Source organism: Ornithinibacillus sp. FSL M8-0202, from assembly GCF_037975285.1.
Lineage (GTDB): Bacteria > Bacillota > Bacilli > Bacillales > Amphibacillaceae > Ornithinibacillus > Ornithinibacillus massiliensis.
Genome location: NZ_CP150248.1, coordinates 2,806,106 through 2,819,293, shown reverse-complemented (window position 1 = coordinate 2,819,293; position 13,188 = coordinate 2,806,106). Strand labels below are relative to the sequence as shown.

Here is a 13,188-nt window from a genome sequence, read left to right as displayed (position 1 = left end):
CCGCTACTATCACGATACAATTACATAGGGAATGCCAGCTTTTCAAAGCGAAACGCTTCTAGCGCTTCTTCGTCCACTTCATAACCAATACCAGGGGCTGTTGGTACTTTGATTACGCCATTTTCTACTACAACTTCTGGTTTAATAATATCTTTCTTCCAATATCGTGAGGACCCTGCGGTATCCCCTGGTAAAATAAAATTAGCTAAAGTCGTAATCGCCACATTATGTGCTCGCCCAATACCAGCTTCTAACATTCCGCCACACCACACCGGGATTCCATGTTCCTCACAATAATCATGAATTTTGATTGATTCTGACAAGCCCCCAACACGGCCTACTTTTATATTGATAATTTTGCAGCTTCCTAGTTCAATCGCCTTTTGAGCATCATACAATGAGTGAATACTCTCATCTAAACAAATCGGGGTTTGTAATTCCTTTTGAAGCTTGGCATGGTCGATAATATCATGATGCTGTAGGGGCTGCTCAATCATCATTAAATTCAGATCATCCAACTGCTTCAGCATGCCTATATCATCTAGCGTATAGGCGGAATTTGCATCTGCCATAATGGGTGTATCTGGAAAAGCCTTTCGCACCTCATGAAGCATATCCACATCATGACCAGGCTTAATTTTCAACTTTATCCGCTTATACCCTTGCACAAGAAATTGCTCGATTTTATTCAATAGTTCTTTTACACTTGGCTGTATGCCAATACTGATTCCCACATCAATCTCTGTCTTTTGGCCACCGAGAGCTTTTGCTAGCGGTATACCCTGCCGTTTCGCATAAAGGTCCCATATCGCTCCCTCTATAGCAGCCTTAGCCATATTATTGCCACGTAATCGTTCGAATAACGGAAACACCTCATTTGGATGTTCAATTACATTATCTCTTAAAATAGGAATTAAACAGTCTTCAATGATAGCTAAATTAGACTTTATCGTCTCTTCTGTGTACCAAGGAATAGAAAATGCGACCCCTTCTCCGTAACCATGATTCCCGTCTGTATCCACCACTTCTACGATATAGAATTCTTTGTCCTGCATGGTGCCGAAGCTTGTGGCAAATGGATCAATCATTCTCATATTGAGTCGATGGATGATGATGTTTTTTATTGGAATTGTCATGTTACACCCTTCTTCCTAATCATTTTTCAAAGTAATAATAACTGACATGTTCATCTCTAATAAAATCTTTAGCCGTATAACCGTTTGAAAATAATAATTGAAATAGTTCTCTAGTACTCTTGCGCCACCTAATAGCACGTTCTAAATTGGTTGCTTTCATATCTTGAATATTAGCCGGAATGGCAACAAACCACTGTTCACTATCACCATCAAATTCCACATCTGTTCGCCTTGGCTCCATCTCCTGTCCCATTTCCAATAGTAATTGCGAGGAATCAATTGTACCATCGAATGGCTCCTTATCTTTTTGAAAATGCCATTCCATTACCAATCGATCAGAAGCAAGTCCCTTATTTAATCCATCATCCATTGTCCCATAATAATTTTCTTTATAGGCAGTTGCTATCCCACCCAATTTATGTAAATTCAAATAAGCATTGACACTCTCAAGCGGATCATATGTCCAAATCATTTTATCATATCCCTTATCCGCTGCTACCTCTCGTTGCTTACGTTTTATTTTCTCGCCAAGTCCAGACTTACGATATGCCGGAAGAATTCCTAGTTCGTGTGAAACTAAATACACCTCTTGTCCATCAAATCCTGGAAAACTATACTGGAAGCCAATCATATTCCCTTCTAGAAAAGCTCCTATTAGCACACCACCATTACGAAAGGCGGTTAATGTTTGGTGAATCGGAATCGGTGTATCCTGCCAGACGATTTCTTCGATTTTTTGTATTTGATACAGTTCCTCTAATGTTGTTATTTCTCTAATTTCTATCCCCATAGTCTCCCTCCTAACCTTGATACTTTGTTACAGTCCTTCGTAATGCCGTTACTAAGATCTCCACACTTGGCTCGATTGCTTGATAATTAAACGTCATTTGAGGGTGATGTAGCCCTGGTTCTAAATCACAGCCAACTGCTAACATCGTTGCTTTTAAAGATGGTCTCTTAATGGTATAAAAATGAAAATCATCCCCTCCAGTTGTTGTAATCATCGGTACTAAGTGTTCTTTTCCAACTGTCTCCACAATCGCCTCTTCCAATACATTACTTGCTTCCTCATTGATTACTGCGGCGGCAACACTTGAGCTTATCAATAGATCAATTTTTACCCCATGATAGTCGGAAAGCATATTAGCAATTCGCTCCACTTTCTCCAAGAGCTCCTCCATTGCTTCATTAGTTTGAGCACGCATATCAATAGAAAACGTAGCATTTCCAGGAATAATATTAGTGCTCTCTCCTCCTGCATGGAAGCTCGTCATCTTTACCGAGTGCGGAATCATCGGATCCATATACAGATTATTCAAATGCTGAAAAAACTCACTCCCCACTTGAATTGCGTTAGCGTTAAGATGTGGTCTAGCACCATGGGCATCTTCCCCTGTAATAACGCCATCAATGGACCAAGAAGCCCCATGTCTAATTGCTGGTGAGAACTGACCGTGCTTTAATTCTTGAATTGGCCGCAGATGAAGTCCATATAGGAAATCCACATCATCCACCACCCCTTTTTCTACGAGTGTTAACGCACCATCTCCCTTTTCTTCAGCTGGCTGGAATATAAACCGAAACGTTCCTTGAGCCGGAATTCCCTCCTCAAGAAGTGTAAATAGTACACCTAATACAATCGTCATATGGGCATCATGTCCACAGGAATGGTTTGCTTTAAATTCACCGTTAACCTCTTGCCAAAGTGCATCCATGTCAGTCCGTAGTGCTACAACCGGCTTCCCACTACCAACTTCCACTACTAAACCAGTTATTTCTGGGAAGCATTGAATGTTTACCTTCTTATTCGCGAGTAACCCTTTAATATATTCCGTAGTCTGAAATTCCTTCCAGCTGACTTCTGGGTTTGCATGTAAATAATCGAAAATCTCTTTTAATATTGGCCTTAGCTTTTTACTAGTTGTCTTCATGATGTCTACAATACCCCTCTCCATTACTATCCTATGCCATTATCATTCTTTTTCTATTCCCAATTACGCTTGAGATCAATCTTTTTCTCTTGTTGTCAAGCTTAGAATATTAGAAGAATGGAGTCAATGCGTTACCTATTGATAGTGAGCATTAAGAGGGACAAAAGAATTATCTTAAAGGAAAAACCGAATGATGAGCAAAGACCCCGCTCCGGAAATATACTTCGCGGGCAGGTGCCTTTCCTCCCGCAGGAGTCTACGTATATTTCCGGAGCTAGTATCCTGTATCATTCGGTTTAACATTTAATTCTTTTCGTTTTGTCCCAACCTCATCCTACTCGTGTCAAATCAACACTGGCTCAACTATCTCTCCATCTCTCATCCGAATTAATCGATTACCATATTCAGCCGCTTCTTCAGAATGTGTCACCTGGACAATCGTAATGCCCTTTTCCTGATTAATACGATGGAAAAGCTCCATAATGGCTGTTCCTGTCTTACTATCCAAATTCCCAATTGGTTCATCTGCTAGTATGAGTGCTGGACTTAGGATTAACGCCCGAGCAATGGCAACCCGTTGTTGCTGTCCTCCAGATAATTCTCTTGGTGTATATTTCTTCCGTTCTGAAAGACCAACAATTTCTAATATCTCATCCAGCTGCTCTTTATAATCAGCTGGCTTCTTCTTATCCATCGTAACTGGAAGTAAAATATTTTCTTCTACTGTTAAGTTTTGTACTAAATTATAAAACTGAAACACAAAGCCCATCGTTCTTCTTCGTAGAATACTTTTCTATTTATCCTTCATTTTATTAATATCTTGATTTTGAATGAACACTTTTCCAGAAGTTGGTTGATCAATCCCTCCAAGTAAATACAATAACGTACTTTTACCAGATCCGGATGGCCCCATAATGGAAACAAAATCGCCTGATTCAATCGAAATCTCAATATTTTTTAACACTGGAATATCATTTGCTCCCACTTTGAAATTCTTACATAGCTTTTCTGTCCGAACAATACTCTCCAACATCTCCATTAGCCCCCTTGATAACCTTTACTCATATCGCAATTCTTTCATTATATGAAGCTTAAAAACCTTTCGAACTAGTGAGAGAGTTGATATAGCTAATAATATTGCAACCACCCCACATAACATGCCATAAAGTTCGAACGTAAAGTGAAAATCAGTCACCATCCCTATCGCATAAAGGAACTTAGTTAATAAGAAATTTAACGCGAATCCACCAAAAAGCCCAATGACAGCTACGGTTATAAATGTAAGAAGTGTTTCGGCGAATATCATTTTCACTATTTGCCCTTTACTCATACATACAGAATAGAGAATGGCATATTCCTTTTTCCTCTGATTGAAGGAGACCATAAGATTATTGGAAATTCCAAGAATCCCCACCATCATACCTAAACCAATAATAATGGTGATTCCATTAATTAATGTATCAATTGTGGTTTTCTGTGCCTCTATCCTCTCATCAAAAGTCGCAACCTCTAGTGAATAGTTACTATAGTAATCTGCTATGCTCTCTTTTAATTCCTCCGCTACTATTCCTTCCTCCAGCTTCAGCGTTAATTCATAAAAAAGCGGCTCAAAATGATCCTCATAGAGATCAATTGGAATTAAAGCACTATCACGACTTGAAGCAAATCCAGCACTATCCATTGATCCAGCTACAATAAATGTTACTGGACCAGCATTCTCTAGATTTTCGTAATGCCTATTAATTGGCTGTATTTGTACCGAATCTCCTATATGTAGGTCGTATTTATTCATATAATAATCATCTAAAATAACCGGGTTATCTAAGCCATTTAATCGTTCTTCATCTATTTCGAGATAATTAATCCCATCATAGAATTCACCTATCTCGTTAAAATTTTCTACGCCAAGTACGCCATAAATACCTTCACTTCCATGAATAGAGGATTTCCCCAAGCTCATAACTTGAAGATAGGTATCCGCCACTCCATCCATTTCTCCTATGTCATGCACAAGCGAATCATTACGATCATTTAGCGTAACAACTACATCAAAATCTTTACTTACTGCCTTTGTTACATAATAATTAATCCCTTCGCTTGCAATTCCTACCATAATTAATAGTAAAAAAACGACAACAATCATGCTGACATTGTTTGCAACAATCTTATTGTTAGCGATATTTTTAATGCCCAGTCCTAATTCTCCGGCTCGACTTCTCTTAAAGCACAGAGACAATAGCTTAGAAAACCCATTCAACACTAGTGGCATTAACAACACAATGGAAACAAACAATAACAAAATCGACATAATAGAAAGCAGCATATCATCATATTTATTGAATCCATTTATCACAAAAGCAACGCAGAAAAATACGATTCCGATAACAACCGTCCAACTCGAGCGTTTTTCCAATGTAGACGCTGTATTGAAAAGCACATCCTTTAATGGTTTGGCATTCGTTCTTACTATCCGGAGAAAGCTCACTAGTGCTGGGAACATCATTCCGAATACTACCGAAATGATTAAATAGGTCATATTATATTCGACTACCGTTTCCATACCATATTCCTTGTACTCATTAAACAGATCTGCTGCAAACGGGAGTAGGAACACAGCTAATATTATCCCTAGCCCCGCGCCAATTACCCCATACAGGAAGAACTCCAACATTAATACCCGATTCATCATCCCTTTGCTAGCTCCAACACTGCGAAAAGTAGCTAAAACAGGCATACGTTCCGTAATAATTAACTTGGATAGGGATGAAATGACGTATGCACTGATTAACACAATAATAATAATAATCGCTAGCATCATAACCGTTTGGAAGGTCTGCTCATCCCGCATCATCGTATCTGCAGCACTACTCTTTTGTACGGTAAAGTCTTGATTCGTCTCCGCTAAACTAGTAATTGCGCTGTCCAGTTCGGTATCCGGTACTTCTAATAGAGTACTCGACACCATATCTCCCCCACCGAGTATTTCCGTTACCTGGTCCGGCTGAGCAAGAAGGAGCATGTCTCCCATTTCCGAATAATAAATACCATCTGATTTACTAATAGCAGCTATCGTAAAGTCATAAGAATTACCGCCACTGCTTACGTCTATCCTATCTCCAACCGCTAAATCATATGTAGAACTCGTTTTCTGACTAATGATCACAGAATTCCCCTCAAGTTCCTGGGAACCAGAAAGAATATCTACAATTTGCAGCTCAAGGGCTGCTTGGAGGTCTAAGCCATATAATGTCACTGGAACATGTTCATCATTTAAGACGGATTTACCACTTGCTTGTATCATGTCTAAACGATTATCTATATGAATATCTGCTAAATCCAGCTTAGTAGACTCATAGAAAGGAATACCATCTTCCGCTTTTTTCGATACAACAACATTAGCAGTTCCATAAGAACCTTGTAGCATCGTTTTGTACGTGTTATTGATGATTTCATTTAAACTAAGGCCAATAAATAAGATCAAAGTAGACAGCAAAATGGTAAGAAGCACGATAGCCGACCTTAGCCTCATCTCCAAAATATTATGTATGATATGCTTTAGAACAATACGCATCGCCTAAGCCCTCCGAAGGAATAAAAGTGGTAATTTATCACAATACATAAATACTATCCTAAACTGTTGACCTAGGCAATGAGAATTTATAAAATTTACTAAAAAATCACAAAAAGAAGCGAGATTTATCTAATGGGAAAACCGAATGAGAAGTAAAGACCGCTCTTGAAAACCCATTTGCGGTTAACCCGTATAGGGCGATATTTGTCTGAATCCCCCTTTGCCATGCAGTTTCTTGTAAATGTAGCGTATCCCCAGGGACCCAATCGACTTCATCTCTCAACTACATATCTTCTAGGAGCATGTTATCATTCGATTTTTTAATTATTTTAACTTTACCCAACCTCAGATCACGTTTGTATCTTTTGATGATTTACCTTTGTCCTCATAAAATAACACAATGTCAGGATCAATCTTACCTATCCCTAAGTATCTAGCTTTATAATCCTTTAACAAGCTTAAGAAACGTTTACTCAGTATTGAACTACCCACCACTTATCGACCTTATGGTCTGATTGAAGTGGGGGATTCCTAAGAACACCAACCTATTAGTTAGTTATGGATTAGGCTATCCCCGCAGTTCCTGCGGTTAATCGTAATGCTTCGTTACGAAGATTCAAACTTGCGTTAATATCTCTATCGTGACGGGTTTTACAGGTAGGACACTCCCATTCACGCAAAGCAAGATTTTTAACGTCTTTATACTTATGACCACACGTTGAACAAAGCTGACTGGAAGGGAAATTTTTCGCTACGGTCACAACCTGTTTTCCGTACCAATTTGCTTTATATTCCAACATTGTGCGAAATTGTGACCAAGATACCTCGCTGATAGCCTTAGCAAGATTATGATTCTTTAACATGTTTTGGACAGACAAATCTTCAATACCAATGATGTCGTGGTTTTTGACAATTTCGGTAGAGATTTTATCTAACATATCCTTTCTAGCATTTGCTATCTTTTCGTGAAGTCGTGCCACTTTTACTTTTTGTTTGTTCCAATTGGAAGAACTAATTTGTCGTCTTGAAAGAATACGCTGTGCTTTTGCTAATTTTCCTTCTAATGTTCGGAAGAATTTTGGATTTGCATACGTCGTTCCATCCGAAAGTGTGGCAAAGTCTTTTAATCCAACATCCATTCCAATTGCGGAACCTGTTTTTCCAAGTTGTTCAACTTCTGTTTCGGCTAAAATCGAAACGAAGTATTTTCCCGAAGAGTTACGTCTAATCGTTGCGTTCATAATGCGACCTTCTACTTCACGACTTTTTGCAAAACGAACAAGACCTAATTTCGGTAGTTTCATATGCTTATCCAAAACAGCAATATTCCCATTTACAAACTTTGTTGTATAGGATTGAACAGGATTCTTTTTTGATTTGAAACGTGGTTCGCCGTTTTGTTTTTTGTAATATCGAGTGTAAGAATCGTTTACTATTTCAACTGATTTTTGAAGGGCGATACTATCGACTTCTTTTAAAAACGGATAGTATTTCTTTAATTCACGAACTGCCTTAATGGATTGGTTTTTATTGAAAAACTCACCTTTCCAATTATTTTCAGTCAGTTGACCGTTCTGCACCATTTCATTGACGATGTACCAATAAGCATCTTTCCCTTTTTGTTTTCCAACAAAATAGTTGTAAACAAAGCGAGAACATCCAATTGTTTTGTTAATCAGTTCCATTTGCTTTTTACTTGGATAGATTCGGAACTTGTAGGCTTTTTTCACTACCATTGATTTTCACCTCCTTCATTATGTTGGATGGAAACGAATGGATGACTTTACAGAAAAAAGGTTTTTCCACTCGTACCCAAGCTATTATTTATCTCATCAACACGCACTCGAACAGTCGGACAATCGAGATGGCAAGTAAGCCATTCCTTGTCCGAAGGCGATTCATCCCCCACTTACTCATTGGGCTTTACCCTTCTCATTCCTTGAAGATGGGGGTTTTCTCGCCTATTTTAGATAAAAATTTTTCTCATCATAACTTCTCCCTTTTAATCAGTCGTTATAATTTTCTTATTTTTATCAATATACAAACAATCGCTCGTTTAGTCAATGCGTTATGCTAAAGATAAACCGGTTATCTTTCATTCATTTTTTCTTATATGGGATCTATGATAATATGTAGATGAATTCTAAGTAGCAGGGAGAGAAGCAATCGTGATAGAAGTATATACGGACGGCGCTGCTAGTGGAAATCCTGGCATTAGTGGTGCTGGCATTTATATAAAAGGGCAAAAAAAACAGTATGAATATAGCCTCCCTCTTGGTGTCATGACAAATCATGAAGCAGAGTTTTATGCTGTAATTAAAGCACTAGAGATATGTGAAAAAGAGTTCCCAAATGAAATTCTATCCTTTCGTTCCGATTCCCAAACCGTTGTACAAGTGGTAGACAATGATTTTACCAAAAACAAAACATTCCTCCCTTTACTAGAAACCATTCGGGAAAAAACAGCAACATTCCCCTATTTCTTTATCAAGTGGATACCAGAAAAAGAGAATGGGCATGCGGACCTGTTATCCCGAAAGGCTATTCAAGCACAGCGGTCTTAACTGATTACTAGCACATTCTTATAAGACAAGCGGAGGAAAAAGGAGTATAGTAGACGTAAAGAATTTTCAACCAATTGAAGGAAATAGCCTAACGAGGCATCCATTCCGTTCTAGAGATAATGTAATGGATAAAAACGTAGCATAAAGGAGCTAATGATTCATGGAAAGAATTCAGCTTGCAGAGGATTTATCTTTTTCTAGAATTATTCACGGTCTATGGCGGTTAGCTGATTGGAACTATAGTACTGACCAATTAGTAGACTTAATTGAATATTGTATAGACCAAGGGGTCACTACATTTGATCATGCCGATATTTACGGTGGATTTCAATGTGAGGAGCTATTTGGTAATGCACTTGCACGTAAGCCTGGACTTCGAGAAAACATGGAGATCGTGACCAAGTGCGGGATTGTCTTTCCCTCTCCTAATCGTCCGGAACACAAGTCACATCATTACAACACATCCAAACGCCATATCATCCAATCTGTAGAGAATTCTTTAAAAAATTTCCGAACAGATTACATTGATACGTTATTAATTCACCGACCAGACCCTTTTATGGATCCTGAACAGGTAGCGAGTGCCTTTCATGAATTAAAAGCTTCTGGGAAAGTCAGACACTTTGGGGTATCTAATTTCAAGCGTCATCAGCTTACAATGCTTGAATCTTATTTAGATGTAGAACTTGTGACGAACCAAATTGAACTTTCAGCATACCGGTTAGAGAATTTGGAAGATGGAACATTAAACCTATGTCTTGAGAAGCGAATTGCTCCTATGGCATGGTCCCCACTAGCAAGAGGACAAATTTTTACGAACGAAGAGGATAAAGCAGTACGGTTACGTAAAGCATTAGAGAAAATCGCTAATGAAATGGATAGAAGCAGTATCGATGAAATACTATACGCATGGATTTTAAATCATCCCGCTAAGGTAATGCCAATCGTAGGTTCAAGTAAAAAGGAAAGAATTCAAAAAGCAGTGAATGCTTTGAATATAGAATTATCATTAGATCAATGGTTTGAAATTCTTTACGCATCTATGGGGCATGAGGTGCCTTAATGTAGAGATGAAAGCAAAATGACTATCAGATGCATTATCGCATTTGATAGTCATTTTATCTTTCTTGTTTAAATAACAAAAGGACTCTAGTGAAAGCTGTACTATCGTTAGCCTAACTGCCTAACTCAACTTCTCAATATCTGTAACCGTAAAATTATTTTTATCCAAGTCCAATCGAATCTTCTCCGCTAATTCTTCATCCACTTCTTTTGGAAGCACAATGCAAACTCTTCTTACATAATTAGAGTTGTTATTTAAAGAAATAACACTTTGTACATTACAATGTCGATTTACAATTCTTAGCATTTTTTGTAGTGCACCAGCATATTCAATTGTACCGATTGTAAAGGAGTAGCTACCATTATGTACTCCCCAAGCATTTTCAAGAACTTGAATAACATTACCATTCGTTAAAATCCCTAAAAAGTCCATGGAGTCATTAACAACTGCTAAATAAGGAAGCTTTTTAATAGAAGAGAATACTTGAAAGAATGGGGCGTCTTCCTTAATGTATCCCTCACGGTCAGATACTAACTCAGATAATGTGCCAACCAAGGAATAATCAAGCTCATATTCTAATAAATCAACCTTATATATATTCCCCACGTATTTCTCTCCCGTTTCATCAAGAACCGGAATACACCGATAACCAGAATCTTCTATGGTCTTCATTACAGATTCTAGGCTATCACTTTCTTTTACAAATACTACATCATTCTTATTAACATAATCATTTTTGACAAGCATTCCTATCCCCCCAAGACTAAAATTAGGGCACTACAAATGAATATAGGCCTTTTATATATTTAACATTATTTTCAGTAAAATAGCAATAACCGAAAAGTCGTTTACACAAAGGTTCATTACCTCACTAGGAATGGACAAGCCCGTGATTCATTCTAACGATGTAAATGAATTACAGTTAAAGCCAACCTAACAAAAATACTGGTAGGATAGTAGTTCTACCTATGTATCGCTACTATTCTACCAGTCTCTTTACCTAATTATTCTTATTCATCTTCTTCAACAAAGTTATATTCCTCAAGTAAATAATCATAATGATCGGCAACCGCCTTATTCTTCTCTTCTGTAATCGTATTTAACTCGACTACCTCTTGATCTAGTGTCATCAATTCTTCTTCTGTCGTATTCTCATCTAGAAGTGCCTCGAAGAATTCCTTTTCTTTCAACACTGTAGCTTCTAAAGAGTTAGCCTGCTCTTGAAGTAATTTATGGTATTCCTTTGTTGCATCATACTCGATCTTTTGTCCATCATAATAGTCGTTAATCTCATTAACTACAGGAATGATTTCATTATCATATAAGTCCATTACTTCCTCTTCCGTTTCCATCACCATCATTTGTTCATATAGACTAGCTAATTTATCCATTAAAGGATGAACCTCATCCACTACTGCATTGTGATACTCTAATACTTCATCTTCTTCTGGTGAACTACATGCTGCTAGAACCATTGCTAATACTAGTCCCATCACTACTAATAATAATCTTTTCATGAAAACTATCCCCTTTATTTTTTACTCTTAAGTCATTTTAAAGTAAATTCTAGAACTGTCAATTAGGCAATTAAACCTAATGAAAACCCATTAGTCATTAAGTCTCATTTCTCATAGTTGTCCATATCAACTTTTTAACAAACCATTCACTCAAAAACAGGGAATATGCAATCAGTAAAAACCCATTATTTGGTAATTACATAGTACCTACGATTCATTTTGATAACTTTGTAAAAAATATGGCAACTTCTATATAAAAACATGTCCTCCCTCTCATTGGGAAGAACATGTTTAGCTTAGCTTTACGCTTTCTTACTATGATAATTTACAATAACAATACCAAACGCTACTAATACGATTGCAACGAGGATAAAACTATTCAGCATCTCACCGGAAATAAACATCGCAGACAATACAGCTCCAGAAACAGGAACGATAAACTTATACATACTTAATTCGCCTGCATGATTATATTTCAATAATGAGTACCATAGAGCGAAAGCAACTGATGAAAGAAGAGCCGAATAGATAAATAAACCGAGTCCAAATGAGGTGAATGTCATAGCACCTTCATGTAAGAATGGAAAGCCAACTACTAACATGATTAACCCACCAATGGTTAGCTGCCTTCCTGTAATGGCGAACGGGTGAATCCCCGATGCTAGCTCTTTTGCCATAATCGTTGCAATTGCCGCTGTTAATCCGGACAGTATCATATAGCCTTCACCATCCCACTGGAAGCTTATCTGAAATTCTTGCCCCCAGTTTGCGACAACAATTCCTAGAAATCCTGTCAAAAGACCAACGGATTTCTTCCAGCTCATTCGATCACTTCGGTAGTAAAAGTGAGCCAAAATAACGGTGAAAAAGGTTCCCCCAGAAGAAAGGATTGCCCCTTGCATTCCAGAAACATTTGCAAGTCCATTATAAAAGAAAAAGTACTGTAAGGATGTTTGTACAATACCAAGTATCGTTAAGATTAAAAACTGCTTTTTCGTAACCTTTATTCTCTTCCAGTTACTACATAATAAAAAAAGTAGTACAATTAATCCGGCTAGTAAAAAGCGACCACCAGCAAAAACAATTTTTGCTGCTATATCTCCTGGAGCCATTTGCAGCTCCTCATAGCTAATCTTTAATACAGGAAAAGCACTTCCCCATAATATAGAACAAAATACTGCAATCCCTATGACACTCCATTTATGTTGAAAAATCCCTTTCAAGATTTTCATCTCCCATTACTTAGAATATAAAAGTCCAAATACATATCTTATGCCAATTATTAAATGAAGGCAAAGCATACGAATCGGGGCACCTTTTGATAATCAACTTGCGAGATGGTGGTTGCTCTACTTTACGGCAATTTGATATAGTGGTGGAAAATACTGCTAATCGCTGTACAACAT

At 37.7% G+C, this 13,188-nt stretch carries 10 protein-coding genes and 1 pseudogene; 2 read left to right on the top strand and 9 right to left on the bottom strand.

The window, feature by feature from the left end; translation table 11 throughout:
• Nucleotides 1-20: 20 nt before the first annotated feature.
• The 6 genes and pseudogenes from menC to tnpB form a co-directional block, all read right to left on the bottom strand.
• Nucleotides 21-1,136, bottom strand: coding sequence for an o-succinylbenzoate synthase (menC, locus tag MKY78_RS14290; RefSeq protein WP_339213573.1), 1,116 nt, complete (start codon nucleotides 1,134-1,136; stop codon nucleotides 21-23).
• A 19-nt stretch (nucleotides 1,137-1,155) separates the two neighbouring features.
• Nucleotides 1,156-1,926, bottom strand: coding sequence for a GNAT family N-acetyltransferase (locus MKY78_RS14285; RefSeq protein WP_339213571.1), 771 nt, complete (start codon nucleotides 1,924-1,926; stop codon nucleotides 1,156-1,158).
• Nucleotides 1,927-1,936: 10 nt separating this feature from the next.
• Entirely contained in the window at nucleotides 1,937-3,067 is a 1,131-nt protein-coding gene (locus MKY78_RS14280; protein WP_339217921.1) for a M20 peptidase aminoacylase family protein, read from the bottom strand.
• 343 nt (nucleotides 3,068-3,410) lie between these two features.
• A pseudogene (locus MKY78_RS14275) lies at nucleotides 3,411-4,100 on the bottom strand (ABC transporter ATP-binding protein).
• 24 nt (nucleotides 4,101-4,124) lie between these two features.
• Nucleotides 4,125-6,638 (bottom strand): ABC transporter permease, encoded by a 2,514-nt coding sequence (locus MKY78_RS14270; protein ID WP_339213569.1) that lies wholly within the window; start codon nucleotides 6,636-6,638, stop codon nucleotides 4,125-4,127.
• Between the two features lie 563 nt (nucleotides 6,639-7,201).
• Nucleotides 7,202-8,374, bottom strand: a complete 1,173-nt coding sequence (gene tnpB / locus MKY78_RS14265; protein WP_339213567.1) for an IS200/IS605 family element RNA-guided endonuclease TnpB — start codon at nucleotides 8,372-8,374, stop codon at nucleotides 7,202-7,204.
• A gap of 432 nt (nucleotides 8,375-8,806) precedes the next feature.
• Here tnpB and MKY78_RS14260 point away from each other — a divergent pair, with 432 nt between their 5' ends.
• Entirely contained in the window at nucleotides 8,807-9,202 is a 396-nt protein-coding gene (locus MKY78_RS14260; RefSeq protein ID WP_339213566.1) for a ribonuclease HI family protein, read from the top strand.
• Between the two features lie 160 nt (nucleotides 9,203-9,362).
• The gene (locus MKY78_RS14255; RefSeq protein ID WP_339213564.1) at nucleotides 9,363-10,265 is read left to right on the top strand and encodes an aldo/keto reductase family oxidoreductase; all 903 of its coding nucleotides are present in this window, start codon (nucleotides 9,363-9,365) and stop codon (nucleotides 10,263-10,265) included.
• A 120-nt stretch (nucleotides 10,266-10,385) separates the two neighbouring features.
• On the opposite strand, the gene cbpA is transcribed toward MKY78_RS14255, so the two are convergent.
• The 3 genes from cbpA to MKY78_RS14240 all read right to left on the bottom strand — a co-directional run bounded on the left by cbpA (nucleotide 10,386) and on the right by MKY78_RS14240 (nucleotide 13,005).
• On the bottom strand, nucleotides 10,386-11,012 hold the full coding sequence (gene cbpA / locus MKY78_RS14250) for a cyclic di-AMP binding protein CbpA (RefSeq protein WP_339213562.1): 627 nt from the start codon (nucleotides 11,010-11,012) through the stop codon (nucleotides 10,386-10,388).
• A 263-nt stretch (nucleotides 11,013-11,275) separates the two neighbouring features.
• Nucleotides 11,276-11,782, bottom strand: coding sequence for a hypothetical protein (locus MKY78_RS14245; RefSeq protein ID WP_339213560.1), 507 nt, complete (start codon nucleotides 11,780-11,782; stop codon nucleotides 11,276-11,278).
• Nucleotides 11,783-12,084: 302 nt separating this feature from the next.
• Nucleotides 12,085-13,005 (bottom strand): DMT family transporter, encoded by a 921-nt coding sequence (locus tag MKY78_RS14240; RefSeq protein WP_339213558.1) that lies wholly within the window; start codon nucleotides 13,003-13,005, stop codon nucleotides 12,085-12,087.
• Between the last annotated feature and the right edge of the window lie 183 nt (nucleotides 13,006-13,188).